25 protein-coding genes are annotated in these 26,438 nt (G+C 71.0%); 11 read left to right on the forward strand and 14 right to left on the reverse strand.

What is annotated here, in order from left to right; translation table 11 throughout:
- Positions 1-3: 3 nt before the first annotated feature.
- Positions 4-2,286, reverse strand: a complete 2,283-nt coding sequence (locus J0P97_RS13740) for a carbon starvation CstA family protein (protein ID WP_215488359.1) — start codon at positions 2,284-2,286, stop codon at positions 4-6.
- Positions 2,287-2,481: 195 nt separating this feature from the next.
- Here J0P97_RS13740 and J0P97_RS13745 point away from each other — a divergent pair, with 195 nt between their 5' ends.
- Both J0P97_RS13745 and J0P97_RS13750 read left to right on the forward strand, forming a co-directional pair.
- Entirely contained in the window at positions 2,482-2,868 is a 387-nt protein-coding gene (locus J0P97_RS13745; RefSeq protein WP_215488360.1) for a GNAT family N-acetyltransferase, read from the forward strand.
- Positions 2,869-2,878: 10 nt separating this feature from the next.
- Positions 2,879-3,862: a pirin family protein gene (locus J0P97_RS13750; RefSeq protein WP_215488361.1), complete on the forward strand. Its 984-nt coding sequence runs from the start codon at positions 2,879-2,881 to the stop codon at positions 3,860-3,862.
- 31 nt (positions 3,863-3,893) lie between these two features.
- Here J0P97_RS13750 and J0P97_RS13755 read toward each other — a convergent pair whose 3' ends face one another.
- Together J0P97_RS13755 and J0P97_RS13760 are read right to left on the reverse strand one after the other, a co-directional pair.
- A complete protein-coding gene (locus J0P97_RS13755) occupies positions 3,894-5,135 on the reverse strand; it encodes an RNA polymerase sigma factor (RefSeq protein ID WP_215488362.1) in 1,242 nt (413 codons plus the stop codon).
- Positions 5,136-5,151: 16 nt separating this feature from the next.
- Positions 5,152-5,535 carry a YciI family protein gene (locus J0P97_RS13760; RefSeq protein ID WP_215488363.1) on the reverse strand — a complete coding sequence of 128 codons (384 nt, stop codon included), beginning with the start codon at positions 5,533-5,535 and terminating at the stop codon, positions 5,152-5,154.
- A 215-nt stretch (positions 5,536-5,750) separates the two neighbouring features.
- Between J0P97_RS13760 and J0P97_RS13765 the strand changes: the two genes are divergently transcribed.
- The 3 genes from J0P97_RS13765 to J0P97_RS13775 all read left to right on the forward strand — a co-directional run bounded on the left by J0P97_RS13765 (position 5,751) and on the right by J0P97_RS13775 (position 9,153).
- Positions 5,751-6,305 carry an ECF transporter S component gene (locus J0P97_RS13765; protein WP_215488364.1) on the forward strand — a complete coding sequence of 185 codons (555 nt, stop codon included), beginning with the start codon at positions 5,751-5,753 and terminating at the stop codon, positions 6,303-6,305.
- 80 nt (positions 6,306-6,385) lie between these two features.
- Positions 6,386-8,344: an ABC transporter ATP-binding protein gene (locus J0P97_RS13770; RefSeq protein ID WP_372449721.1), complete on the forward strand. Its 1,959-nt coding sequence runs from the start codon at positions 6,386-6,388 to the stop codon at positions 8,342-8,344.
- Complete coding sequence (locus tag J0P97_RS13775) at positions 8,341-9,153, forward strand: energy-coupling factor transporter transmembrane component T family protein (RefSeq protein WP_308163576.1); 813 nt, start codon at positions 8,341-8,343, stop codon at positions 9,151-9,153. The genes J0P97_RS13770 and J0P97_RS13775 overlap by 4 nt, the downstream gene beginning before the upstream one ends.
- Positions 9,154-9,194: 41 nt before the next feature.
- Here J0P97_RS13775 and J0P97_RS13780 read toward each other — a convergent pair whose 3' ends face one another.
- Both J0P97_RS13780 and J0P97_RS13785 read right to left on the reverse strand, forming a co-directional pair.
- The gene (locus J0P97_RS13780) at positions 9,195-10,358 is read right to left on the reverse strand and encodes an acyl-CoA dehydrogenase family protein (RefSeq protein WP_215488365.1); all 1,164 of its coding nucleotides are present in this window, start codon (positions 10,356-10,358) and stop codon (positions 9,195-9,197) included.
- 93 nt (positions 10,359-10,451) lie between these two features.
- The gene (locus tag J0P97_RS13785; RefSeq protein WP_246540531.1) at positions 10,452-11,549 is read right to left on the reverse strand and encodes a M15 family metallopeptidase; all 1,098 of its coding nucleotides are present in this window, start codon (positions 11,547-11,549) and stop codon (positions 10,452-10,454) included.
- 108 nt (positions 11,550-11,657) lie between these two features.
- On the opposite strand from J0P97_RS13785, the gene J0P97_RS13790 reads away from it, so the two are divergent.
- Positions 11,658-12,713 carry an Rv2578c family radical SAM protein gene (locus J0P97_RS13790; protein WP_215488366.1) on the forward strand — a complete coding sequence of 352 codons (1,056 nt, stop codon included), beginning with the start codon at positions 11,658-11,660 and terminating at the stop codon, positions 12,711-12,713.
- An 80-nt stretch (positions 12,714-12,793) separates the two neighbouring features.
- On the opposite strand, the gene J0P97_RS13795 is transcribed toward J0P97_RS13790, so the two are convergent.
- Complete coding sequence (locus J0P97_RS13795) at positions 12,794-15,079, reverse strand: DEAD/DEAH box helicase (RefSeq protein ID WP_215488367.1); 2,286 nt, start codon at positions 15,077-15,079, stop codon at positions 12,794-12,796.
- A gap of 239 nt (positions 15,080-15,318) precedes the next feature.
- Between J0P97_RS13795 and J0P97_RS13800 the strand changes: the two genes are divergently transcribed.
- A complete protein-coding gene (locus tag J0P97_RS13800; protein WP_215488368.1) occupies positions 15,319-15,867 on the forward strand; it encodes a hypothetical protein in 549 nt (182 codons plus the stop codon).
- Here the strand turns inward: J0P97_RS13800 and J0P97_RS13805 are convergent.
- The 6 genes from J0P97_RS13805 to J0P97_RS13830 all read right to left on the reverse strand — a co-directional run bounded on the left by J0P97_RS13805 (position 15,798) and on the right by J0P97_RS13830 (position 22,751).
- Positions 15,798-17,351, reverse strand: coding sequence for an amino acid permease (locus J0P97_RS13805; RefSeq protein WP_215488369.1), 1,554 nt, complete (start codon positions 17,349-17,351; stop codon positions 15,798-15,800). The two genes, J0P97_RS13800 and J0P97_RS13805, sit on opposite strands and share 70 nt — an antisense overlap.
- A 70-nt stretch (positions 17,352-17,421) precedes the next feature.
- Positions 17,422-20,604 (reverse strand): efflux RND transporter permease subunit, encoded by a 3,183-nt coding sequence (locus J0P97_RS13810; RefSeq protein ID WP_215488370.1) that lies wholly within the window; start codon positions 20,602-20,604, stop codon positions 17,422-17,424.
- 92 nt (positions 20,605-20,696) lie between these two features.
- Entirely contained in the window at positions 20,697-21,071 is a 375-nt protein-coding gene (locus tag J0P97_RS13815; RefSeq protein ID WP_215488371.1) for a fluoride efflux transporter FluC, read from the reverse strand.
- The gene (locus tag J0P97_RS13820) at positions 21,068-21,499 is read right to left on the reverse strand and encodes a FluC/FEX family fluoride channel (RefSeq protein ID WP_215488372.1); all 432 of its coding nucleotides are present in this window, start codon (positions 21,497-21,499) and stop codon (positions 21,068-21,070) included. The genes J0P97_RS13815 and J0P97_RS13820 overlap by 4 nt, the downstream gene beginning before the upstream one ends.
- A gap of 20 nt (positions 21,500-21,519) precedes the next feature.
- Positions 21,520-22,482 (reverse strand): DNA topoisomerase IB, encoded by a 963-nt coding sequence (locus tag J0P97_RS13825; protein WP_215488373.1) that lies wholly within the window; start codon positions 22,480-22,482, stop codon positions 21,520-21,522.
- Positions 22,482-22,751: a DUF7218 family protein gene (locus tag J0P97_RS13830; RefSeq protein WP_215488374.1), complete on the reverse strand. Its 270-nt coding sequence runs from the start codon at positions 22,749-22,751 to the stop codon at positions 22,482-22,484. Before J0P97_RS13830 ends, J0P97_RS13825 begins: the two co-directional genes overlap by 1 nt.
- A gap of 140 nt (positions 22,752-22,891) precedes the next feature.
- Between J0P97_RS13830 and J0P97_RS13835 the strand changes: the two genes are divergently transcribed.
- Complete coding sequence (locus J0P97_RS13835) at positions 22,892-23,053, forward strand: hypothetical protein (RefSeq protein ID WP_215488375.1); 162 nt, start codon at positions 22,892-22,894, stop codon at positions 23,051-23,053.
- A gap of 59 nt (positions 23,054-23,112) precedes the next feature.
- On the opposite strand, the gene J0P97_RS13840 is transcribed toward J0P97_RS13835, so the two are convergent.
- A complete protein-coding gene (locus tag J0P97_RS13840; RefSeq protein ID WP_215488376.1) occupies positions 23,113-23,868 on the reverse strand; it encodes a MerR family transcriptional regulator in 756 nt (251 codons plus the stop codon).
- A 135-nt stretch (positions 23,869-24,003) separates the two neighbouring features.
- On the opposite strand from J0P97_RS13840, the gene J0P97_RS13845 reads away from it, so the two are divergent.
- Positions 24,004-24,852, forward strand: a complete 849-nt coding sequence (locus J0P97_RS13845) for a DUF4097 family beta strand repeat-containing protein (RefSeq protein ID WP_215488377.1) — start codon at positions 24,004-24,006, stop codon at positions 24,850-24,852.
- A 1-nt stretch (position 24,853) separates the two neighbouring features.
- Positions 24,854-25,477: a PadR family transcriptional regulator gene (locus tag J0P97_RS13850; protein WP_215488378.1), complete on the forward strand. Its 624-nt coding sequence runs from the start codon at positions 24,854-24,856 to the stop codon at positions 25,475-25,477.
- A 63-nt stretch (positions 25,478-25,540) separates the two neighbouring features.
- Here J0P97_RS13850 and J0P97_RS13855 read toward each other — a convergent pair whose 3' ends face one another.
- On the reverse strand, positions 25,541-26,068 hold the full coding sequence (locus J0P97_RS13855; RefSeq protein ID WP_215488379.1) for a universal stress protein: 528 nt from the start codon (positions 26,066-26,068) through the stop codon (positions 25,541-25,543).
- Between the two features lie 183 nt (positions 26,069-26,251).
- On the opposite strand from J0P97_RS13855, the gene J0P97_RS13860 reads away from it, so the two are divergent.
- Positions 26,252-26,437, forward strand: a complete 186-nt coding sequence (locus J0P97_RS13860) for a DUF3073 family protein (RefSeq protein ID WP_215488380.1) — start codon at positions 26,252-26,254, stop codon at positions 26,435-26,437.
- Position 26,438 lies beyond the last annotated feature (1 nt).

Here is a 26,438-nt window from a genome sequence, read left to right on the forward strand (position 1 = left end):
CGCTCAGTGCCCGCGGCGGGCGAGCTGAGCCCGCTCCTCGGCCAGCAGCGGCTCCCACTGCTTCTCGAGCTCGCGTTCGGGCGCCGTCGGCAGGAAGCCCGCCGGGGCGAAGCGCCGCGAGGGCACCGCCGGGTCTTCCGTGTCCTCGCCACCCCCGGCGCGGATCGCCTTCACCGTGACGACGACCGCGGTGGCGATCACGACGACGGCCAGGGTGACGAAGATGATCGACAGCGTCCCCTGCACGGCCGTGTTGCGGATGACGGCGTCCACGACCTCGGGCCGTCCGAGGCTGCCGTCGCCCGCCGCCTGCGCGGCACGGTACTTCGCGTTGTTGGCCCAGTATCCGATCGCCGGCACCGGCGAGAAGATCTTGTACAGGGATGCCGTGATCGTGACGACCGCGGTGAACGCGAGCGGCAGGGCCACGATCCAGAGCCACTTCACGTAGCTCCGCCCGCGCCGCGCGACGATCGCCATGACGACGGCGAGCGCGATCGCGGCCAGCAGCTGGTTCGCGATGCCGAACAGCGGGAAGAACGTGTTGATGCCGCCGAGGGGGTCGGTGACGCCGAGGATCAGGATGTAGCCCCAGCCGGCGACCATGATCGCGGTGCAGATCCACACGCCCGGGCGCCATGAGACATCCCGGAAGCGCGGCACCCACGCGCCGATGGAGTCCTGCAGCATGAAGCGCGCGACGCGCGTGCCGGCATCCACCGCCGTGAGGATGAACAGCGCCTCGAACATGATCGCGAAGTGATACCAGAACGCCATCATCGCCTGACCGCCGAGGGCCTGCTGCATGACGTGCGCGAGGCCGAGGGCGAGGGTGGGGGCGCCACCCGTCCGCGAGACGATCGACTCCTCGCCGACGGCGGCCGCCGTCCCGGTGAGGATGTCGGGGGTCAGCGGCGTGCCCGTGAGGCCGAGCGAGTTCACGAACGCGACCGCCCCCTCGGCCGTCCCGCCGGTGAGGGCCACGGGCGAGTTCATCGCGAAGTAGATGCCCTGGTCGATCGAGAGCGCGGCCACGAGGGCCATGATCGCGACGAAGGACTCCATCAGCATCCCGCCGTAGCCGATGAAGCGGGTCTGCTTCTCCTTCTCGATCAGCTTCGGCGTCGTCCCGGAGGCGATGAGGGCGTGGAATCCGGAGAGCGCGCCGCACGCGATCGTCACGAACAGGAACGGGAAGAGCGGACCCGCGAAGACGGGGCCCATCCCGTTCTGACCGAACACGGTGATCGCGGGGACGGTGATCTCCGGGCGGACGAGGACGATCGCCGCGGCGAGCATGACGATGACGCCGATCTTCATGAACGTCGACAGGTAGTCCCGCGGGGCGAGCAGCAGCCACACGGGCAGGATGGCGGCGACGAAGCCGTAGATGATGATGCCCCACGCGATCGTCGTCTTGTCGAGGTGGAAGAGCGCGTAGCCCCACTCGGTCGAGGCGACCCAGCCCCCGCCGATGATCGCGGCCATGAGCAGGACGAACCCGATGATCGAGACCTCGGTGACCCTTCCGGGGCGCAGGTAGCGCAGGTACACGCCCATGAACAGGGCGATCGGGATCGTCATGGAGACCGAGAACACGCCCCAGGGGCTCTCGCCGAGCGCGTTCACCACGACGAGCGCGAGGATCGCGACGATGATCAGCATGATGAGCAGCGAGGCGATGATCGCGGCGGTGCCGCCGATCTTGCCGAGCTCCTGCCGCGCCATCTGACCGATGGTCCGCCCGCCCCGGCGCATCGAGAAGAAGAGGACCGTGTAGTCCTGCACCGCCCCGGCGAGGACGACGCCGACAATGATCCAGATCGTGCCGGGGAGGTAGCCCATCTGCGCGGCGAGCACGGGGCCGACCAGCGGGCCGGCGCCGGCGATGGCGGCGAAGTGGTGGCCGTAGAGCACCCGGCGGTCGGTCGGGACGTAGTCCTTGCCGTCGGAGCGCACCTCGGCGGGAGTCGCCCGGCGGTCGTCGGGTCGTGTGATGTACCGCTCGATGACCTTCGAGTAGAAGCGGTAGCCGATCAGGTAGGTGCAGACGGCCGCGAAGACGAACCAGATCGCGTTGACGGTCTCGCCGCGCACGATGGCGAGCATGACCCATGCGAGGCCGCCCAGCAGGGCGATCGCGATCCAGAGGACGATCTTCGGCCACGTCCAGCGGGAGGTGGATGCCTCCTGCTCGGGCGTGACGGCGGTGGGGGGCAGAGCGGGGTCGGGCGCGAGCGCCGAGGCGCCGGTCGCGGCCGCTCCGGGGCGGGATGGGGTGGACATCGGTGGACTCCTCACGGGCGCGTCTTTGCGCAGACACAGGTTAGGAAGGCGGCGGCGGATGCCGAGGCATCCTGTCGTTCCCGTGCGACGAGCGGCGCGGATCGTGCGACGAGCGGCGGCGACGCCCGCCGGTCCGCCCGCCCTGACCGAGCCCGGCGCGGGTAACGTGGGAGGCATCCCGACGAAGGAGGCCGCATGAGCGAGGACACCCAGACCACCGGCGACATCGAGGTCGTGCGCAACGACGAGACCGGGCGGTACGAGGTCGTCGTGGACGGCACCGTCGCCGGGTTCACCGAGTTCGAGCAGGACGACGCCGGGCGGCTCGTGTTCCCGCACACGGTCGTCGACCCGGCCTTCAGCGGCCGCGGCCTCGCGACGACGCTCGTCGGCGCGGCGATGGAGGATGTCGCCGCCCGCGGCGAGACGATCGTGCCGGTGTGCTCGTTCGTCGTGAAGTACCTGCAGGGTCACGATGTCCCGGGCCTGAAGATCCACTGGCGCGAGCGCGATGTCGAGGTGGCGGAGCAGGCTCCCGGCCGCGAGCAGACCCCCGCCGACGAGGGCGTCGGGCGCGAGTGAGCCCCCTCCGATGACCCGTCTGGGCGACGGTCCGGCGGACCTCGCGGTGGCGACCGAGTCTCCCACCGACTGCGATGGTCCGCGCGCGCTGCTCCTCGAGGCGCGCGAGGTACCGCTCGGCGGCGTCCGCGGGATGTCGGTGCACCGGAGCCTGCCGCAGCGCGCGCTGCCGATGGTCGGCGCCTGGTGCTTCCTCGACCGCTTCGGCCCCCAGACGGCGCGCATGCGGGTCGAGCCGCACCCCCACATCGGCCTGCAGACGGTGACGTGGCCCTTCGTCGGCGAGGTCCGGCACCGCGACGTCCTCGGCAGCGATGTCGTCGTGCGCCGCGGCATCCTGAACCTGATGACGAGCGGGGAGGGCATCGCGCACTCGGAGTACTCCGTCGGCGACGGTCCCGTTCCGCTGGACGCACTCCAGCTGTGGGTCGCGCTGCCCGACTCCCGCCGGCACGGCGCGCCCGCCTTCGAGCGGCACGAGGACCTGCCCGTCGTGGACCTCGGCGACGGCGCCACCGCCACCGTCGTCGTCGGGGCCTTCGGCGGGGTGTCCTCCCCCGCGACGATGCACACGCCGATCGCGGGCGTCGAGGTGCGCGTGCCCGCCGGCGCGACCGTCTCGCTGCCCCTCGAGCCCGCGTGGGAGTACGCCCTGGTCGGCGTCTCCGGTGCGCCCGAGGTGCGGACGGATGCCGAGGCGTCCACGCCCCTCGCGGATCAGAGCCTGCTGTACCTCGGCATCCACCGCGACGCGATCCAGGTGCGGGCCGCGGAGCCGACGACGCTGTTCCTGCTGGGCGGAGAGCCCTTCGAGGCCGACATCGTCATGTGGTGGAACTTCGTCGGGCGCTCGCACGAGGAGATCGTCGCGGCGCGGGATGCCTGGGAGGCCGGAACGGACCGCTTCGGGCATGTGGTCGGGCACGGCGCCGAGCGCATCCCGGCGCCGCCGCTGCCCGCCGTCCGGCTGACCCGGCGCCGCCGTCGGGTCTAGCGAGAGTCGGGTCTAGCGAGATCGGGGCGGCTCACTCGACGGAGCGGAGCCGCCGGGCGAGGTGCCCGCGCTCGGCCGGACTCGGTGCGAGAGCGAGCGCGCGGCGGAAGGATGCCGCAGCGGCCGCCTCCTCGCCCCCGCGTGCGAGCAGCTCCCCGCGGGCCGCGTGGAACAGGTGGTACTCGTCCAGCCCGACGATGCCGTCGAGGAGCGCCAGCCCTCGCTCGGGGCCGAAGGCCTCGCTCACCGCGACCGCGTGGTTGAGCGCCACCACCGGCGTGGGCGCGGCGGCCAGCAGCACGCCGTACAGATCGGCGATGAGCGGCCAGTCGGTGTCCTCGGCCGAGGCTGAGTTCGCGTGCTGCGACGCGATGAGCGCGTGCAGCAGGAAGGGCCCCGGCGCCTGCCGTGAAGCGGCGGATCGCACGAGGGTGTTCGCACGGCGGATGAGCTCGGCATCCCACCGGGAACGGTCCTGGTCGCGCAGAAGGACGAGCTCGCCGGCGGAGTCGACGCGAGTCGCCGCCCTCGCATGCTGATAGAGCTCGAGCGCCAGAAGTCCCTCGACCTCGGGATCGTCCGGAAGCTGCTCGTGCAGCCGGCCGGTGAGGCGGATCGCCTGCGCGGCGAGGTCCAGCCGGAGATCCGCCTCACCGCCGCGGGACAGGTAGCCCTCGTTGAAGATGAGCAGGAGCACCGTCAGCAGCGCTTCCACGCGGGCACCGAGGTCAGCCGGGATCGTCAGCGGGATGCGGGCGTCGCGGATCTTGCGCTTGGCGCGGACGAGACGCTGCGCCAGCGTCGGTTCCGCCACGAGAAACGCGGCGGCGATCTCGCGGGTCGTCAATCCGCCGACGAGGCGCAGAGTGAGGGCGACCTGGGCATCGCGGTCGAGCGCGGGGTGACAGCAGAGCAGCATGAGGCGCAACTGCTCGTCGCCGATCTCGGTGTGTTCCACGATGGGCGCCTCCTCGCGCTCTTCGGGCGGGGCGGTCAATGCGACGGCGGCGGCTCTCAGGCGCCGGTCGGCTGCCGCCGCCCTCCGGAGCCGATCGATCGCGCAGTTGTGCGCGACCGTGTAGAGCCAGCCGGGCGGGTTGGCGGGGACGCCCTGCGCCGGCCAGGTCTCCACTGCCCGCACGAGGGCATCCTGCACGCTGTCGTCGGCCAGATCGAGGTCTCCGAAGCGCGCGGCGAGGAGGGCGAGGACGTGCCCGCCCTCCTCGCGTGCGAGGTGGGAGATGGCGGCCGAGACCGCCGGCTCAGTGCTCACGGTGCGGGCATCCCCCTCAGGAAACGGGGCGCGGGGCGCCCGTCTCGTCGGGGCGCATCCGCAGCGGTCGCACCTCCACCGCTCCGGCGGGGAGGGGAAGCTCGGTCGCGAGAGCCAGCGCCTCGTCGAGGTCGGCAGCGCGGACGACGTAGAAGCCGGCGAGCTGCTCCTTGGTCTCCGCGAAGGGCCCGTCGATCACCGCGGGCGCCGACCCGTGCTCGTGGCGAACGGTCGTCGCCGTGCTGCTCGGGTGCAGGCTCCCGCCGCTGATGAAGACTCCCCGTTCGAACAGGCCGCGGGTGTACGCCGCCCACGCGCCCATCATCTCGTCGAAGCCGGGCTCGCCCGGACCCGGCGTCGGGACGGACTCGTCGACACCGATGATCAGCATGTACTCCATGACTCACTCTCCCTCTCGATCCTGGACAGTCCGATGATGACAGCCACGGGCATCCCCGCGGCGAGACGTCGTCGTCGGATCGCCTTCGGGCGGGGATCCTCCCCGCCTCTTGACGACATGACGCAGCCCGAGCGCCGGATCGACACCCCGGTCGGAACTTTTCTCCGGCGGATGCGCGGCGGAGCCGGGAACGTCCGCGCGGGTACGCTGGAGGGGTGCCCCGGAACCCGACCCTGTCCACGCGCGTCCTGCTCGTGTGCGCGGCGATCGGCGTCGCGACGGGGATCGTCGGCGGCATCGCCGGCTATCTGACCCCGGTCGTGCTGGCGACCGTGCCCTTCGTCTACGGACTCGTGCTCGGCGCGCACGTCCTCCCGGGCATCATCGCCCAGGAGGTGCTGCGGCTGCCGCTCGTCGCGCTCCTCTCCCACGTGCTGGCCGCGCTGGTCTCCAGTGCGTTCAACCCGGCGTGGGCGCTGCGGTTCCTGGGTACGGCGCTGCTCTTCGGAGCCATCCAGGAGGGCGTTGCGGCGCTCACCCGGTACCGCGCGTGGGGGGCGTGGCGCTTCTTCGTCTCGGCCATCATCATCGGCGCGCTCGTCGCGGTCGTCGTGTTCTTCGCCGCCCACCTCGCGGTCCTGCCGCTGTGGGCACAGATCGCCTACCTCGCACTCTCGGTCGCCGGACCCGTGGCGTGGACGGCCGCGGGTCTCGGTCTGGGTTCGGCCCTGCGCCGCGCGGGTGTCGCCCGCGCGGCCGTGCGCGGCTGATCCGACGGCCGGGACACCGGGTAAGGGTAGGCTAACTTCTGGGGAGCACCCGTTCCCCGACCCCGACCGCTGGGAAGCCTGTGACCTCTGCCGTCTTCGGAGCGGGCACCCCGGTGCCGTCCGATCCCACCGCTCACGCCGCGACGCCGCTCGCGCGCGTCCGCGCGGTCGGCGTGCGGTACGAGGGCGCCGACGCGACGGCACCGGCATCCGCGTCGTTCGACGTCTCGCCCGGAGAGGTCGTCCTGCTCCTCGGGCCCAGCGGCGCCGGGAAGTCGACGCTCGCGCTGGCTCTCAACGGCCTCATCCCGCACGCCGTGCCCGCGACCCTCACCGGATCGGTGACCGTCGGAGGTCTGGACACGCGCGACACGCCTGTCGCGCGCCTGAGCACCCAGGTCGGGATGGTCTTCCAGGATCCCGACGCGCAGCTGGTCACCGGGACCGTGCTCGACGAGGTCGCCTTCGGCCCCGAGAACCTGCGGCTGCCCGTCGCCGATATCCTCGCCCGCGCCGAGAGCGCTCTGCGCCGCGTCGGCCTGTGGGACCGGCGCCGCGACAACCCCGACCTCCTGAGCGGCGGCGGCAGGCAGCGCCTCGCGATCGCCTGCGCGCTCGCGATGGGCTCCCCCCTGCTGGTGCTCGACGAGCCGACCGCCAACCTCGACCCGCAGGGCATCGAGGAGGTCTACGCGGCGCTCGCCGATCTCGTGGCGGCGGGCGACCGCGCGATCGTGCTGATCGAGCACAACCTCGACGCCGCCGTCGCGATCACCGATCGGGTGGTCGTGCTGGACGCCCGCGGCCGGACCCTCGCCGACGGCCCCGTCGACGAGGTGCTGCGCGGCCGCGCCGAAGAGCTGCACGCACTCGGGGTGTGGCTGCCGACCGCGACCCTCGCGGCCCTCCGGCTGCGCGCCGCAGGCTGGGCCGTCGACCCTCTGCCGCTCGATCCGGCCGAACTGCACGCCGCCCTCGATGCCGCCGCGGCTCCCGGCCCGGCGCCGGCCGCAGACGGGGCGGATGACCGGAGTTCTGCCGACCCGCCCGTCGCCATCTCACCCGCCGCCGCGGCTCCCTCGCCCGCCACCGAGGCTCCGCCAGCCTCCGCCGACGCTCCGCCAGCCTCCGCCGACGCTCCGAAAGCAGGGGGAACCGCCCCGGCGACCCCGACGGCCGACGCGGATCAGCGATCCGGCCTGCCCTGCGCACCCCTCATCGCCGTGCGCGGGCTGCGCACCCGGCGCGGGCGGACCGAGATCCTCCATGGCGTCGATCTCGACATCGCCGCCGGAGAGTTCGTCGCGATCGTGGGCGCGAACGGTGCCGGCAAGACGACCCTGCTGCAGTCGATCGCGGGCGTCGTCCCGATCCCGCGTGAGCAGGTCCGCATCGAGGGCACGGATGTCGCGCGCGCCGACCTGCGCACACTCTCGCGGCGCATCGGGTTCGTCTTCCAGAACCCCGAGCACCAGTTCATCGCCGCGACCGTGTACGAGGAGCTCGCGCACGGCTTGCGACTGCAACGGCTCGCCGAGGCCGACGTCCGCGAGCGTGCGACCGAGGTGCTGCGGCGCTTCGGCCTCGAGGACAAGGCCGACGTGCATCCGTTCCTCCTCTCGGGAGGGCAGAAGCGCCGACTCTCCGTCGGCACGGCGCTCGTGGCGGGGGCGCCTGTGCTCGCCCTCGATGAGCCGACCTTCGGGCAGGACCGCGCCCGCGCCGATGAGCTCATGCACCTGCTGCGGCAGCTCGGCTCCGCCGGCACCACGATCCTGGTGGTGACCCATGACATGCAGCTGGTCGCCGAGTACGCGGATCGCACGATCGTGATGGGCGTCGGTCGCATCGTCGCCGATGCGCCGACCCCTCGGATCCTCGCCGACGAGGCGCTGCTGCGCGCCGCGGGGCTCCGCCCGCCACCGCTGCGGCGAGCCTTCGCCGGCCTCCGCCATCCGGCTCTCGCCGGCATCACCCGCCTCGCCGACCTGCCCGGCGGCTCCATCGCAGGCGCGATCACCACCGAGGATGCCCCGTGAGCGCCGTCACCACCGACCCGTGGGAGGCGGCGGCGGTACCGCGCGGGCGGTTCCTGCTCGCCCTCACCCCGCTCGCCAAGTTCGCCGCGCCGTTGCCGGCGATGGTCGCGCTCGTCTTCGTGCGCGACCTCGCGACGCCGCTCGTCTTCCTGCTCGTGGCGTACGGGGTGCTGCTGGCCGGGGCGCGGCTGACGGCGCGGCTCATCCTGCTGCTGCTCCTCGTCCTCCCCCTGGCCGCGGTCACCCTCGGTCTCGGCATGGCCGTCTGGGTCGATCCCGCGCGCGTCGCCGACTCGGCCCCGGTCCTCCACGTCGGGGGGTGGACCCTGCACGAGGGTGCTCTCTCCGTCGGTCTCGCGACCGGCATCCGCCTCGCCGCGATCGTCGCGCTGGCACTGATCCCCGGGCTCACGACCACCGGCCCCGAACTCGTCCGCGCGGCCGTGCAGCAGCTGCGCGTGCCCTACCGGATCGGCTACACGGCTCTCGCGGCCTTCCGCTTCGTGCCGCGGTTCGGGCACGAGCTCGAGATCATCCGCCAGGCGCACCGGGTGCGCGGATCGCACGGCGGCCGCGGTCCGTTCGCCGCGCTCGCCCGCTGGTGGGGCTACATCGTGCCGCTGCTGGCCGGAGCGATCCGGCACGCCGAGCGCGTCGCGCTGGCGATGGATGCCCGCGCCTTCGGCGCCTACCCCGACCGCACCGAGCGATATCTGACGCGGTGGCGCGCCCGCGACACCATCTTCGTCGCCCTGTTCTGGGCGGTGAGTGCCGGCATCCTCGTCGCGCTCTTCCCCTGGAGCCCGTAGTCACTGCCCCGGAGGCGCACCGGCCTCCGGGCGCGCCCGCGCTACTTCTTGCCGACGATCTGACGCGAGACGATGTCGCGCATGATCTCGTTCGTTCCGCCGTAGATGCGGTGCACACGGGCATCCAGGTAGGCGCGGGCGATCGGGTACTCGGTGATGTACCCGTAGCCGCCGTGGAGCTGCACGCCGGTGTCCAGGAGCTCGGCCTCACGGTCGGTCGACCAGAACTTGACCTTCGCCGCCTCCTCGGCGGTGAGCTTCGCATCCTTGTAGAGCATCATCGCGCGGTCGTTGTAGGTCCACATGACGTCCACCGTCGTGGCCATGTCGGCCAGACGGAAGCGGGTGTTCTGGAAGTCGGCGATCCGCTCGCCGAACGCCTCGCGGCTGATGACGTAGTCGCGCGTCCAGCGGTAGGCGGCCTCGCCGGCGGCGGCCGCGGCGACGCCGATCGACAGGCGCTCGAGGGGCAGATTCATCATGAGCTGGATGAAGCCGAGGCCCTCCTTGCCGCCGATGAGGTTCTCTTCGGGAACGAAGACGTCGACGAAGCTGAGCTCGGCGGTGTCCCACCCGTGGAAGCCCATCTTCTCGAGCTTCTTGCCGTGATCGAAGCCCTCCATGCCGTCCTCGAGGATGAGCAGGCTGAAGGCGTCGGGGCGGTTGCCCTCCCCGGTCTTGACGAAGGTGACCACCATGTCGGCGGTCTTGCCGGAGGAGATGAACGTCTTCGCGCCGTTGACGATGTAACCGCCGTCGACCTTCTTCGCGGTGGTCTTGATGCCGCGGAGGTCGCTGCCCGCGCCGGGTTCGGTCATCGCCAGGGCTCCCAGGATCTCGCCGGTCGCCATGCCGGGGAGCCACTTCTCCTTCTGCTCCTGCGTGCCCATGTGGACGATGTAGGGAACGGCCAGGTCGTCCTGGATGCCGAGGGCTCCGGCGAGTGAGCCCTGCCCCGCGCCGATGACCTCCTCGAGCACGATGGCGCGGAATCGGTAGTCCTGCAGCATGCCGGCGCCGCCGAACTCCTCGGGGACGCTGAGGCCGATGATGCCCGCCTCGCCCGCGGCGCGCATGGTGGCGCGGTCGACTTCGCCGTCCGCCTCCCACTGCTTGCGCTTCTCTTCCGTGGCGTAGCGCTTCACGAACTCCTTGACGACGTCGCGGAACGCCTCGTGGTCCTCGTCGTAGATGTTGCGCTCCATGCTGCGCCTGCCTCTCGTGTCTCGTCGTCGAGCCTGACGTGATGGGACGCTGTCCCGGCATCCATGGTACTGGGTTTCACACCCGGGGTGGGATCAATCGGCGTAGTCGGGGGCGGCGGGCAGGCCGAAGAACTCCTCGAGCGTGTGATACCCGCCGTCGTGGTAGACCTGTGCGAGCTCGGGGCCGATATAGCGCAGATGCCAGGGTTCGGCCTGATAGCCCGTCACCGGCGTGTACCCGTCCTCGTATCGCACGACGAACCCGAAGCGCCAGGCGTTCGCCGCGACCCACGCCCCCTGCGGCGTGCCGCCCAGGTCTTCGATGGCTCCGCATCCGCCGTCGCAGGCCGCGACGTCCGTGGCGAGGCCGGTCTGGTGCTCGCTGAAACCCGGCCGCGCGCTCTGCAGGTCGGCGGCGTCGCGTCCGAGGGAGTCCACGTAGCCGTTGTAGGTGCGCGTCTGCGAGGAGAAGGATCGGAAGGCGCTGTTGAGACCGATCGCGCCCGCACCCTCCGCCTGCGCCGTGGCCACGAGTGCGGTCAGTGCGTCGGCGGCCGCCGGTCGCAGTCGCCCGTCGACGGTGCGCTGCATGTCGGCGGGGGCGATGACGGGGTCGGGCTCCCAGTCGATCGGGACGAGAGGGCGCTGCTTGTTCACGACCACCCACTCGCGGGCGGGGTCTGCGAGGCTCACGCACGGTGCGCCGCCGCCGGCCACGGTGGAGCGGAAGGTCGCCGCCCCGCCGAACGCGGAGAGGACCTCGGCATCCGAGCCCTGCGCGAGCGCCGTCGTCACCGTCGGGTCATCGCACACCGCGGCGGTCGCGGCTGACGTCTGCGCGGGGACGGGGAGCGAGGTCGCCCCCGGGACGACCTCGGCGACAGCCGCGGCATCCACCGCGCGCCCGTCGGCGGGTGCCGCGGCGTTCAGTGACCCGATCATCCCCCCGACTCCCACGCCGACCGCGATCACCGCCACCGCGACGACCGCCACGATGATCCCGCGACGTCCGCGCACGCCCGCGAGAATCGGCGTTCCCGCGCGTGCGCGCTCGCGGTCCCGGGTGCGGTCCCGGCGACCATCGCCCGCCTCGCGGGTGTCGCCGCCCGGACCCTGCGCCGGGCGCGCCCCGTCGCCCTCGCGCCCGGCGCGGAGCGCGCGCCGAGACGGCAGCGGTTCGGGTGGCAGCATCCCTCCATTGTGGCGCCCCTCCCTGTGCCCGGAGCGAGAGCGCTCACGTCCGGGCCGTCGACACCGTCCTCCCTTGCAGATCACTCGAAGATATGTTCCACTGAGCGTATGCGGTGGCTCGGACAGACTCTCGAACACGAGGATGCCGCGACCCTGCCCGGAATGGAGCGCCTCGGTGGCCTCGTCCGCACCGTGACGACCCCCGAGTTCGCGGGAATGACCTTCCACGAGGTGGCGGCCAAGTCCGCGCTCAACCACGTGCCCTCCGCCTCGGCGATGCCGTTCGACTGGACGGTGAACCCCTACCGCGGCTGCAGTCACGCCTGCTCGTACTGCTTCGCGCGCCAGACGCACACCTACCTCGACCTCGACGCCGGTCGAGACTTCGATGAGCAGATCGTCGTGAAGGTCAACGTCGCCGACGTCCTTCGCCGCGAGCTCGCGGCACCCGGCTGGCATCGAGAGCCCGTGGCGCTGGGCACCAATACCGATCCTTACCAGCGCGCCGAGGGACGCTACCGATTGATGCCCGCGATCATCGACGCGCTCGCGTCGAGCGGCACCCCGTTCTCGGTGCTGACGAAGGGCACGCTGATCCGTCGCGACCTTCCCCTTCTCGCGGCGGCGAAGGAGACGGTGCCGGTCCATCTCGCGATGTCGATCGCGATGCCCGACGAGGAGATCCGCAGAACTCTGGAAGCCGGCGCTCCCACGTTCACCGCGCGCCTGGAGACCGTCCGTGCCGCGCGGGAGGCGGGGTTCGCCGTCACGGTCTTCCTCATGCCGATCGTCCCGCACCTGACCGACTCGGTGGAGATCCTCGACGATGCGCTCGCGCGGATCGCGGCAGCGGGTGCTACGCGGGTCGTCTACGGCGCGCTGCACCTGCGCCCCGGCGCTCGGGAATGGTTCTGGGAGTGGCTCGAGCGCGAGCATCCGGAGCTCGTACCGGCCTACCGCGGGCTGTACCCCGGCGTGTCCACGTACGCGCCCTCGGGCTACCGGAAGCTCCTGTCCGAGCGGGTGCGCCCGCTGCTGCGGAGGCACCGCCTCGCCGGCGGTGCGGAGGAGGAGGTGGAGGCGAAGCCGAAGGGCTCGGGTCGCCCCGGGCCGATCCGCTCCACCCGGCGCGGTGCAGCCGCCCCGGAGAACGCGCTCTTCTGACGCCGCGCGCGCTTCACCGCCCGAGCCTCACCCCCACGCCGGACGCACGGATGGCCCCGGGCGAGGGGCCATCCGGACGATCAGCGGTCGACGTCCGCGGACTGACGCCCGCTCGGTTCCTGAGCCCGTCGAAGAACCTCGAGGATGTCGTCGCCGGTGCGCGCGTCATCGAACGGCGCGTCGATCTCGGCGCGCTCGAGCATCTCCGTCATCTTGCGGCGACGCTGACGCGTGATCAGGGTCACCACGGTGCCGGTGCGACCCGCGCGACCGGTGCGACCCGATCGGTGCAGGTACGTCTTGTACTCGTCGGGCATGTCGGCCTGGATCACCAGGTCGATGTCGTCGACGTGGATTCCACGCGCAGCGACGTCCGTCGCGACCAGCACGTTCACCCGGCCCGACGTCAGACGCTCGAGGTTGCGGGTGCGCTTGCCCTGGTTGAGGTCCCCGTGCAGCGCCACCGCGTTGATGCCGGCGTCGTCGAACTGCTCGGCGAGCATCTCGGCGTACGCCCGCGTGCGGGCGAAGACGAGGGTCTTGCCGGCGCGGTCGACGAGCGAGGTCAGGATCTCGGCCTTGTCGCGGTGGTCGATGACGAGGACGCGGTGGTCGATCGTTCCGGAGTCCTGGTCCTCACCGGCGACCTCGTAGACGGCCGGCTCGACGAGGAACTCGTCGACGAGCGCGGCGACCTCGCGGTCCAGCGTCGCGGAGAACAGCAGCTTCTGCGCGCCGTCCTCGACGAGGCGGAGGATGCGCTGCATCGGCTCCAGGAAGCCGAGCTCGCTCATGTGGTCGGCCTCGTCGAGGACGACGATGCGGATCTCGGAGAGGTCGAGCTTGCCCTGGCTCTGGAGGTCCTCGATGCGCCCAGGGGTGCCGATGATGATGTCGACGCCCTTCTTGAGCGCGCCGACCTGGCGCGCCTGGGGCACACCGCCGTAGATCTGGGTCGTGAACAGGCCCACGCTGCGGGCGATCGGCTGAATGGTGCGATCGATCTGCAGCGCGAGCTCGCGCGTCGGCGCGAGGATCAGCGCCTTCGGGCTCCGTCCGAACTCGCGGCGCTTGCCCGCCTGGCTGCGCAGGATCGACTCGACCAGCGGCGCCCCGAAGGCGATCGTCTTGCCCGAGCCGGTGCGGCCGCGTGCGAGCACATCCTTGCCCTCGAGGATCGGGACGATCGTCGCAGCCTGGATCGGGAACGGGGACGCCGCGCCGAGGTCGGCTAGGACGCGAACGATGTTCTCGCCGAGCCCCAGGCTGCCGAAGGTCACGTCGGCGACCTCCTCAGCCTGGACGGCCTGCGCCTGCAGCTTCTCGTGCACGGTGTCGGCGTGCGCCTCGTAGGCCTTGCGCTTCGCGTCATCCTTGACATCGGCGTTCCAGTCGGAGCGGTTCCCGCCGGAGGATGCGCGGTCATCGCGACGCGGCCGGTCGTCACGGGCCGGGCGCGCGTCGCGACGCGGGCGGTCGTCGAACGAACGGGCCGGACGCTCATCGCGGGAAGGGCGCGTGTCGCGGCGAGCGCCGTCGTCGCGCCGGGGGCGGTCGTCGCGGGCCGGACGGTCGTCACGGGCCGGACGGTCGTCACGGGCCGGACGCGTGTCGCGACGCGGGCCGCCAGAACTCCACTGATTCGACCGGGAATCCGACGAATCAGCCCGGTTCGGGCGATCCTGACCCCAGGAGGCGGAGCTTCGTCCACCCCTGTCGTCGCGGCGGGGCCGATCGTCGCGGAACGACGGGCGGGCATCGCCGAAGGTGCGACGATCGTCGCGCGGCTGACGCTCGCCGCGGGGGCGATCGTCGAAGGACCGGGAGGGACGGTCATCGCGACGCGGACGGTCATCGTACGACCGCGCGGGACGGTCACCATACGAACGCGCGGGACGGTCATCGTACGAACGGGCGGGGCGGTCATCGCGACGCGGACGGTCATCGAACGACCGGGAGGGACGGTCATCGCGACGCGCGCGGTCATCGTACGACCGGGCGGGACGGTCATCGCGACGCGGGCGGTCATCGTACGACCGCGCCGGACGGTCATCGCGACGCGGACGGTCATCGTACGACCGGGCGGGACGGTCATCGCGACGCGGACGGTCGCCCTGCGCCTGCGTGCGGATGCCGCGGGCCTCATCGCGACCCGCGCGCTCCTGCGCGTTCCAGCGCTGCTTCTTCGCGGGAGCGTCGGCCGCCTCGGGGCGATAGCCGCGGTGGCCCGCGCTCTTGCTGCCGGGAGTGCCGGCGGATGACTGGCCGGGGCGGCGCTTGGCGTCCTGGTACGACGTCTTCTTCGCACCGTAGCGGGGTTCGAAGCTCTGCGCGCGGCCGCCGGCCGGCTTCTTGTTCTTGGGCATGGGAAGTCCTTTTGGGTTGTCTCGCACGAGAACAGCGCCCGTCCGCGCTCAGCGCGGCGGGCTACCCGGACATCGGTCGGCCGGGGCCATTCAGTGATGGTTCATGCGCGCCGATCGGCGCTCACCATCGGCCCCCTTGGACTCACAAACCCACCCGCGCACGCGCGGTGTCCAGAAGCCGACCGATCCATTCTACCGGCCGAGGCTGGGAGGCCCCCGCGCGGTCCTACACTGACGGCATGAACGCCCCGGATGCCGCGCATCGCACCGCCCCGGCCCCCACCCCGAGCGCGGCCGTCGGCTACTGGCGGGCGCGGACGACGTCGGGGCAGGAGTGGCGCCGCGAGATCGCGAACTGGCGGTACGTGATCTCCACGGTGTCCGTCGTGATCGCCCACGTGGCCCTCACCGCGATCGCGACGCTGTCGCTGTTCGCCGTCCTCGCCCGCTCGTTCATCGGCGCGGAGCTGAACGCCTTCTGGACCACCGTGCTGCTGGGGGTCACCGCGGGTCTCGCCGCGTGGCTCACCTACCTGTCCGCGTCACGGATCACGACGCAGCGCCTGACCAGCCTGCTCGTCAGCTTCATCGCGATCGGCACGGTCGCGGCGATGCTCACGACGAGCGATCCGACTCGCGGTCCCCGTCGCCTCGATCGTCCTGTTCGCGGTCGGCTACTTCGGGCAGCCGGACCACGCGGCGCGAGCGGCGGCACCCCTCAGATGACCGGCAGCGTTCCGGTGTACCCCTCGCGCTCCTTCGCCGCCTGCAGGATGCGCGGACGGTAGGCGAACCAGCCGCCGATCAGGAGGGGGACGAGGATGATGCTCGATGCCAGCACCCACCGCCCCGTCTCCGAAAAGCCCATCGTCACGAGCACGAAGGCGAGGAACGCGAGCGTCAGGTACGACGTGAACGGAGCTCCGAACAGGCGGAAGGCGGGCCGTGTCGCGAGCCCCTGCTTCGCCCAGCGCTGGAGCTTGATCTGGCAGAGGATGATCGTCGCCCAGCCGCCGATGATCCCGAGCGCGGACACCTCGAGCACGATCTCGAACGCCTGCGACGGGAAGGCGGCGTTCAGGCCCACGCCGCAGAGCGTGATGACGGCGGTGAGCAGGATGCCGCCGTACGGCACCCCGTTGCGGCTCATCACCTCGGTGAAGCGGGGAGCCGAGCCGTTGACGGCCATCGACCGCAGGATGCGTCCGGTGGAGTAGAGGCCGGCGTTCAGGGACGACAGTGCCGCGGTGAGGACCACGAAGTTCATGATCGACGCCGAGATCGCGCCCGCTTCGGGTGAGCCGATGTGCGAGAAGAACGTCACGAACGGCGACTCTCCGGCCTTGTAGACCGTGTAGGGCAGCAGCAGGGAGAGCAGCAGCACCGACCCGACGTAGAAGACGGCGATGCGGATGACGACGGTGTTGACGGCGCGCGGCATGACCTCGCGCGGGTTCTCCGTCTCACCGGCGGCCGTGCCGACGAGCTCGATCGCGGCGTAGGCGAAGACGACGCCGGAGATCGCGAGGATGGGGGCGATCGCGCCGGTGGGGAACCACCCGCCGTTGTCGGCGATGACGCTGAGGCCGGTGACCCCGACATCCGTCTTGCCGTTCATGACGAGGAAGACGATGCCGATGATGAGGAAGGCGACCAGGGCGAACACCTTGATGAGCGCGAACCAGAACTCCATCTCGCCGAACACCTTCACCGAGACGAGGTTCAGGGACAGGACGACGGCGAGTGCGACGAGCGCGATCACCCACTGCGGCACCGACTGCAGCGGCTCCCAGTACTGCGACCAGAACTTCACGTACAGGGCGACGGCCGTCACGTCGACGATCGAGGTGAACGCCCAGTTCAGGAAGTACAGCCAACCGGCGGTGTACGCCATCTTCTCGCCGTAGAACTCGCGCGCATAGGAGACGAACGAGCCCGACGACGGGCGGTGCAGCACGAGCTCGCCGAGGGCGCGGAGGATGAGGAACGCGAAGAACCCGCACACCAGGTACACCAGCACGAGCGCCGGACCGGAGGTGTTCAGACGCGACCCGGCGCCCATGAACAGGCCCGTCCCGATGGCGCCGCCGATCGCGATCATCTGGATCTGCCGCGGTTTGAGGGTCTTGTGGTACCCCGCCTCTTCGCTGGAGAAGTCCTCCACCGCGAGCATCACATCGCCGGTGACCTCGCGCTCGTTCTCCAGCGCCTGCTCCGGATCGTGCGCCGAGTGGCGGATCTCCCGCTCACGCGCCGTCTGGTTCTCGTCCATCGTCCGCCCCCTTCGCCCCGCGGGGCGGGGTCGAGGAGTTCACCGTACTGCGGACGGTGTTACGGGGGTACTACGAATCCGTATCGGTGCGCGCCTCGTCGTGCGCGCGGAGCGCGCGACGGGGGTGCAGATCGCTCGTGTCCACGGCCGTGAGGTCGGGATCCTGGGCGCGGTCCCGCCGCGCGGTCCGTCGCTCGCGGGCACCCTCCACGAGGTTGTACAGGGTCGGGAGCACGACGAGGGTCAGCACGGTGGACGAGATGAGCCCGCCGATCACGACGATCGCGAGGGGCTGCGAGATGAACCCTCCGTGGCCGGTGATGCCGAGGGCCATCGGGGTGAGCGCGAAGATCGTCGCGAGCGCCGTCATGAGGATCGGTCGCAGTCGCCGGGAGCCGCCCGCGATGACGGCGTCGTGCGCCGACAGCCCCTTGGTGCGGTACTGGTTCACGAGGTCGACGAGGACGATCGCGTTCGTCACGACGATGCCGATGAGCATCAGCACGCCGATGAGGGATGCCACGCCCAGCGGGACACCCGTCGCGATCTGCAGGAGGATCGCCCCGGTCGCCGCGAACGGCACCGAGACGAGCAGGAGGAGCGGCTGACGCAGCGACTTGAAGGTCGCGACCATGACGATGTAGACGATGAGGATCGCCGCGAGCATCGCGAGACCGAGCTGGCCGAAGGCATCCTGCTGCTGCGTGACGACGCCGCCGACCTTCGCGTCGGCGCCCGTGGGGAGGTCGATGTCCGCGAGCGCGGTGGTCACGGTGGCCGATGCCGCCTGGAGGTTGTCGCTCGCAGGGGTGACCGTGACGGTCGCCGTCCGCTGACCGCGCTGGGTGGTGATGGAGGTCGGGCCCTGGCTCTCCGCGACGGTGGCGACCTCATCGAGGCGCAGCGTGCCGGCGGCGGTGGGGATCTGCAGAGCCTTCAGCTCGTCGATCGTCGCGGGCACCGAGGCGGCCTGGAGATACACGGTCACCGCGGTGCCGTCGAGCTCGACCGTGCCGACCTGACGCGGCTGCATCGTATTCGCGACCAGTCCGCCCACGGCGACCTCGGAGAGTCCGAGCGAGGCCGCCTTGGCACGGTCGACCGTGACGGCGACGTACGGCAGGGAGGCGGCGAGGTTGGACGTGACCTGGCTGATCCCGTCCTTGCCCTGCAGGGAGCTGACGACCGCGTCGGTCGCGGTCGTCAGCGCATCCGCCGACGGCGCGGTGACGTCGACTTCGACATCGGTCGACCCGAATCCGCCCTGACCCGCCGAGACGGTGACCTCGCCCGCGCCGTCGATGCCGTCGACGGCGCTCGTCACGTCGCCGCGCACCTTCTCCTGATCGGCGGAGGGCTCGGTCGTGATCGAGTAGGTGATGCCGGACGAGCCTCCGGAGAACGCGTCGCGCAGCGCGGAGCCGCTCGACCCGATCGAGGTCTGGACCGTCTTGACGCCGGAGACACCGAGGATCGCCTCCTCGACCTTCTGCGCCGCGGCGTCCTGGGCGTCGAGCGAGGCGGCCGGGCCGAGGTCCTGCCGGACGGTGAAGGTGTTCTGGCCGCTGTCGCCGAGGAAGTTGGTCTTCATGAACGGCGCCGCGGCGATCGTCCCGCCGAGGACGAGCACGGCGATCAGCAGCGTCACCCACGAGTGCTTCAGCGTCCAGGACAGGATCGGCAGGTAGGACTTCTGCAGGCGCGAGGGCGGGGCGGCAGGGTTCTCCGGATCGATCGGTGCGCCGTCCGAATCCCGGAGCTCCTTGCCCGGCTTCAGGAACCAGGAGGCGAGGACCGGAACGATCGTCAGCGCGACGAACAGCGAGGCGAGCATCGCGATCGTCACCGTCAGCGCGAACGGGCGGAAGAGCTCCCCCGTCACGTCGCCGACGAAGGCGACGGGCAGGAACACCGCGACGGTCGTGATGGTGGATGCCGTGATGGCGGCGGCGACCTCGCGCACCGCGAGACGGATCGAGTCCCCCTTGTCGGCGTCGCCGACGTAGTGGCGTTTGATGTTCTCGATGACCACGATCGAGTCGTCGACGACGCGCCCGATCGCGATCGTGAGCGCACCGAGCGTCAGGATGTTGAGCGAGTAGCCGAACGCCTGGATGCCGACGAAGGTGATGAGCACGCTCGTGGGGATGGAGATCGCCGCGACGAGCGTCGAGCGCACCGACAGGAGGAAGACGAAGATGACGAGCACGGCGAAGACGAGACCGAGCAGGCCCTCCTGCGCGAGCGCCTCGATCGACTGCTCGATGAACGGCGCCTGATCGAAGACGATCGTGAACTGCGCCTGCGTGCCGATGGCATCCTGCAGCTTCGGCAGGAGGTCGGTCACAGCTCGCGACACGTCCACCGTGTTGGCCGCGGGAAGCTTCGTGATCGAGATCGTCAGAGCGCTCTGGCCGTCCACCCGCGAGATCGAGGTGACGGGATCCGCCGTGAGGGCCACCGTCGACACGTCGCCGATCGTCAGCGCCCCTGCGGCCGCCTGTTCGGGAGAGGAGGGTACGAGCGGCAGCCCCGCGATCGCGTCGACCGAGGAGAGCTTGGCGCCGGTCTGGACCGTGAGCTTCTGATCGCCCTCGGTCACCGACCCTCCCGGGAACAGCACGCCGTTCTGGTCGAGGGCGTCGGTGATCGCGGACTGGGTGTAGCCGGCGGCGGCGAGCTTCGCCCGGTCGGGCGTGATCGTGACCCGCTGGCCCTGTCCGCCGACGATCGTCGCCGAGGCGACGCCCTCCACATCCTCGATGTCGGGGATGACATTCGTCTCCAACTGCGACTGGATCGTGTCGGCGTCGTCGTACCCGGTGACGGCGAGCGCGATCACGGGCAGGTCGTCGATCGAGAACGAGACGACATTCGGTTCGACGTTCTCGGGAAGCGTGGACTTGATCCGGTTGATCGCCTGCAGGATCTTCTGCTCGGCGGTCGCGAGGTCGGTGCCGTAGGTGAACGACGCCTGGATGATCGAGGCGTTGGTCGTGCTCGTCGCCGTCGTGGACTCGAGCCCCGGGATGCCGCGGACAGCGGTCTCGATCGGCGTCGACACGTCGTTGCTGACGACTTCGGGCGAGGCCCCGGGATAGGTCGTCACGATCGAGAGCTGCGGGAACTCGATCGACGGGATGAGCTCCTGCTTGAGGTTCGTCAGCGCGAGACCCCCGAAGATCGCGGCCACGATCGTGATCAGCGCGATGAGGGCGCGGTTCTTCAGGCTCAGGACGGCGAGATTCGACACGGAGGACCTTTGCGGTGGAGGAGCACGCGAACGCAGACGATACACGGATGTATCCGATTCATTCTCACACGGCCGACCGACGCACCGGCCCGTCAGCGGGGGAAGAGCCCGCCGATCGTGAATCCGATCGCGGCGGCCACGACGCACACGCCCACGGTCGCCAGCAGGTTCATCCACGCCCACTCCCGCCGGCCGTTCTGGCCGAGCAGGACCGACTCCACGGCGACCGCGCTGAACGTCGTGAACCCGCCCAGCAGCCCGACCCCGAGGATCGTGAGCCAGGCCGGGGCCAGCTGCGGGATCCCGGTCAGCAGCCCCAGCAGGAACGACCCGAGCGCATTGACGACGAGGATGCCGAGGGGGAAGGCACGGCGGCGCCCCCGCATCACCGCTCCGTCCATCAGGTAGCGGGCGCCGGCGCCGACGCCGCCGGCGGCGACGAGGGCGACGATCTCGACGACGCTCATTCGGCGTCCTCGGGCGTCTCGACCTCGCCCGGGCGATGGGCCATCCGCCGCCCGGCGCCGAGCCCTGTCGCCGCCGCGAGTGCTCCGCCGAAGAGGGTGACGGCGGCCAGCGCCAGCCCGACCAGCGGCGAGGAGCCGGAGGTGGTGACCACCTGGACCGCGAACGCGCTGTACGTGGTGAATCCGCCGAGGACCCCGGTGCCGAGGAAGGATCGGGCGCGCGGGTGGCGGTCGTCGAGGGCCCCGACGACGACTCCGAGGAGGAACGCGCCGAGGAGGTTGATCACCAGGGTGAGACCCGGGATCAGAAGCGGGTGCGCCCCCGCCGCGAACGGCACTGTGAGCGCCGCACGTGCGGCCACCCCGACCGCACCACCGCAGATGACCAGGACCAGCGTGACCGGGGAGAACCACGCAGCACGGACCATGACCGCAGGCTAGCGGTGGTTCACCCGAGGAGCAGGGTGCGGATCGCCGATTCGGGCGAGACCGACGTGTCGAGGAGGATCCCGCGCCGGTACCGGGCGAAGACGCGCGGGTCGATGTACGAGCTGCGCGCCACCGTCGGAGTGTTGCCCAGCGCCTGCGACGCGGCCTTCACCGCGAGCACCTCGGCCTGCTTGCGATCCCGGTGGGAGCCCGCGGGGCCGAGCCGCGCGAGCGCATCGGCGGCCAGGATCGTGCCGCGCAGCGTCCGGAAGTCCTTCGCCGTGAACGTGCCGCCCGTCATCGCCCGGACGTACGCGTTCACATCGTTCGGTGTGAGCGGCACCCGCCGGCGCCCGCGGGTGTAGGCGAGCAGCGGTGCGGCCGGGCGTCCGGTGGCGAGAGCCCCGATGACGACGGCGAGCTCCGCATCCTCGATGTCGAGGCTCTGACGCTTCCCGCTCTTGCCGCGGAAGCGCAGGCTCGTGATCGATTCGTCGACTGCGGCATCCCGCCGCCGCAGCGTCGTGAGGCCGCGGCTCCCGTGACGTTTGAGATAGCGCGCGCTCCCGACGCGCGGGGCGGCCTGATCCAGGAGGCGGAACGCGGTGGCGAGGATGCGCTCACGGTCGAGATCCTCGCGTCGGAGCGAGGCCGTCACGCGGCTGCGGGCACGAGGCAGCGACGCGGCGAGCTGGAGAGCGCGGGCGTACTTTCCCCTGTCACGCCCCGCGGACCAGTCGGGGTGGTAGAGGTACTGCCGCCGCCCGGCTTCATCGAAACCCATCGCCTGGACGTGGCCGTCGGAGACCGCGCTGATCCACACGTCGGTCCAGGCGGGCGGGATGACGAGCGCGACCACGCGCTCGCGCTCGGGCGCGGGCAGCGCCGCCCCGTCAGCGTCGGTGTAGCGGAATCCGGAGCCCGAACGGATGCGGGTGTAGCCCAGATCGACGCCCGGGTGGACGGTGCGCAGCCGGGGCATCAGTCTTCGCGCAGCATCTCGATGAGCTGCGCCTTCCGCGCGCCGGAGTAGCCCTTCAGACCCAGCTCCTTCGCCCGCGCGCGCAGGCGCGGTACGGTCCAGTCCTCGTAGGATCCGGCCTCGCCGCCCCGACGGCCCACCGCCGTGGCCCCGTCGCGCGCGACGGCGTTCGAGATCCGAGCCGCCTTCTGCTTGGAGGCGCCCTCGTCCCGCAGCTCCTCGTAGAGCGCGGGGTCCTTGATGCTGGCGGGGACGGAGTTCTGTGGCATACCTCGGCACTACCGCATGATTATTCCCGCCCGCAAGGGGGTGAGCCGATCCGGGCCCCGGCTGTAACGTCGATCTGTCTCCGATGTCCCCGGAGACCCGGGTGACTCACCAGACTGCCCGAACCAAAGGAGAATCCCCCATGAACATCGCCCTTCTCATCATCATCGTCGTGGCCATCGTGCTCGCCATCGTCGGCGGCATGAACACCGCTCTCAGCTGGCTGCTGTGGGTGGCGCTGATCGTCGGCGTCATCGCGCTGATCGCGTTCCTGCTGCGTGTGGTCCGCGGCGGCAGGGCCTGACCGCATTCACGAGAAGAGCCCCGGCTTCGGCCGGGGCTCTTCTGCGTTCGGGGGGGCGCTCACCCTCGCTCGAGGTGAGCGAGAAGCGCATCGCGCACGAACGCCGCGCCCTCCGCGCCGCCGTAGTTCGCGGCGAAACGAGCATCGGAGACGTACATCTCCGCCACACCGCGCACGTAGGCACCGACGTCGCCGCCTCCCGCGGCAGGGGTGCCCGGCGTGGCGCGCAGCCACGCCACATGGCGCGCGGCCAGCTCCTGCGCCTCGGCTCCGTCCGGGGCGATGCCACGCCCCGCGGCATCCTGCCACGCCGAGTTCAGGTCGCGGACGACCTGCTTCCACTCTGACTGCCCCCGCTCGCCGAGGCCCCGCCACCAGCGGTCGGAGTCGGCGTAGGCCTTCTCGCCCCACCGCTCGGTGACCTCGTCCTTGTACTGCGTGTGATCGAACCCGTCGAGCATGTCCTCGGCCATCGGTTCCTCTCCGTTCTCCAGTGCGGTGATGGTCGACCGCACCGCTGCGATCTGGCGCGCGATGCGCTCCTGTTCGCCGTGCAGCCACTCCAGGTGGTGGCCCAGCGCTTCCTCCGCCCGGGTCGGGCGGTCGAGGACCGCGCGGATCTGCGGGAGCGAGAGCCCGAGCTCGCGCAGCATCAGGATCCGCTGCAGCCGCACGAGGGCGTGCGCGTCGTAACGGCGGTAGCCGTTCGCACCGACGTCGCTCGGCGGCAGCAGTCCCAGCTCGCCGTAGTGGCGAAGCGTGCGGCTCGTCGTCCCCGCGAGTCGTGCGACCTCCTGGATCGACCAATCGTTCATGTCGATCACGGTAGAGGTTGACGCTACGTCAAGGTCAAATCTCCGTTCCTCCCGCTCGCAAATTCGAGATATATCGTGTTATTGTCGTAGAACGCGATATATCTCGAGTCGCGCAACCCACGTTCAGGAGGAACCATGTCGGACGAGAAGTGGCTCATCAAGCCGGGCGAGACCCGGGTGATCGACCTCGAAGACATCCGGGGGCTCAAGGTCGGCCTCGTCGGCGGACAGATCGATGTCGTCGCGCACGACGAGCCCGGGGTGCGCATCGAGGTCCACAGCGTCACCGGCAAGGACCTCCGCATCGAGACGAGCGGCGACGGCGTCGAGATCGACCACCCGCAGCTGCGCTGGGACAACTTCCTCGAGGTGTTCAAGAACTTCGGATCGGCCGGGCCCAAGGCGGAGATCTCGGTCGCGGTGCCGCGCGGTGTCGCACTCACCCTCGGCGTCGTCTCCGCGAGCGCGCTCGTCTCCGGGCTCGTGTCGGGCGCGCGACTGAACACCGTGTCGGGCGACATCATCGTCGACGGCCTCACCGGAGACCTGACGGTCAATGCGGTCTCGGGCGACGTGCAGATCCGCTCCCTCGACGGAACCGTGAACGCCAATTCCGTCTCGGGCGAGTTCACCGCGACGGGCCGCATCCGCAAGGCGACGGTCGACACGGTCTCCGGCGACGTCATGGTCGATTCGAGCGGGCGCGTGGATGCCGTGAGCATCAACACCGTCTCCGGCGAGTCCACCGTGCGTCTGGACGACGGGCTTCCTGCCAACTACGTGCTGCGGTCCGTGAGCGGACGGGTGCTCGCCGACGGCGTCAAGCGCTCGGGGAGCGGGCCCACGAACTGGACCGACTCGGTGGGCGAGCTCAGCAGCAGCTTCGTCGACGTCCGCGCGAACTCCGTCTCGGGCGCCGTGACCGTCCTGCGTCGCCCGGCGGTCGAAGCGGCCGAGCCGGCCGCCCCCATCGAGGAGTTCTGACATGCCGCCCGTCTTCTCCCACGGCGATCTGCGCCTCTACCTGCTGAGCCTGCTCGACGAGGCCCCTCGCCACGGCTACGACCTCATGCAGGCACTGTCGGATCGCACCGGCGGGACGTACACGCCGAGCGCCGGGACCGTGTACCCGCGGCTCGCGAAGCTCGAGGACGAGGGTCTGGTCACGAAGACCGTCGACGGGCGCAAGACCGTCTACGAGATCACCCACGCGGGCCGTGCGGAGGTGGCCGCGCGGGCGGGTGACCTGGAGGGAATCCAGGCCGGCCTCGCCGACAGCGTCCGCCTCATCGCCGACGAGGTGCGCGGGAGCGTGCGGGAGGCGATGAAGAGCCTCCGTGCCGACCTCGCCGCCGCGGCGCGCGCCGACGGGGATGCCGCCACCCACCGCGCCGCGACCGCGACCGCCGCCGAAGAGGCCGGCCGCGCCGACGCCCGCGAGCAGCTGCGCCGCGCCGAGGCGATCGTGGCGGAGTTCCGGGGCGCCGTCCGCGCCGACCTGCGCACGCACGTCGCGCACGGGGGCGCGCTCGCGGCATCCGTCGTCGACGAACTCTCCCGCGCGCTCGACGAGACGTCGGCGACCCTCACGCGCGCGCTGCGCGGGTGAGGGGACGTGTCGGCCTCGACGTGACCTCACGGCGCTGACCTCGCGGCGCTCACCCCGCGGCGCTCACCCCTCGGGCCAGAGCACCTCGTCGTCGGCGGCGGGGCTCTCGAGCGGCACGACGAGGATCGGACGGCTCTGCCGGTGGGCGAGCCGCGCGGCGACCGACCCGGTGAAGAACTCGCGCACCGACTCGCCGAACCCGCGCCGGCGGGTCCCGACGACGATGAGCCGCGCCTGCGACTGCTCGGCGAGGTGCTTGATCGCGAGGGCGGGGTCACCGACCAGCTGGCGCACCGACCAGTCCACCCCGCTGAGCCCGGGCTCGGCGAGTGTGGCGCGCGCAGCCTCGGTCACGATCTCCAGCTGGGCCTGACCCGTCGCCGCGTCGAGGTCGATGGGCGCGGAGTGCACGTAGCCGTCCGGGTCCTCGTAGGTGACGAACCGGGTGATGTCCACGTGGGCGACGATGAGCGGGGCGCCGAAGAGCTTGGCGTAGCGCGCGGCCTCTTTCAGCACTCGCGCCGGCTGGTCGGGAATCGCCCCGACGATCACCGCGTGGGCCGGAACCCCGTGCGAATCCGCCTCTGACATCGCGCATCCTCCACTCGCATCACACCGTCGGACCCGGAAAGCCGCGAGGGTCGCGGGGCCCCGTGTTATCCTGAATGCTACTCTTCCCGGCCCCTGGCCGAATCGTGAATGCATCGAGAATGCACCGGATGGATGCGAAACTCAGACGCATCAGCCGTGACTTCAGAAATGAGGGGGTCTCGCATGGGGCGTGGCCGTCAGAAGGCGAAGCACACCAAGATCGCTCGCGAACTCAAGTACGACACCTACAACGTGAACTTCGGTGCGCTTGAGAAAGAGCTTGGTCACCACGAGGACGACCCGTACGTCGACAAGTGGGCCGATCAGTACGAGGACGAGGGCGAAGACGAGGACGCTGCGCGCGTCTGAG

This window comes from Microbacterium flavum (genome assembly GCF_018717645.1).
In the GTDB taxonomy this organism is placed as follows: Bacteria; Actinomycetota; Actinomycetes; order Actinomycetales; family Microbacteriaceae; genus Microbacterium; species Microbacterium flavum.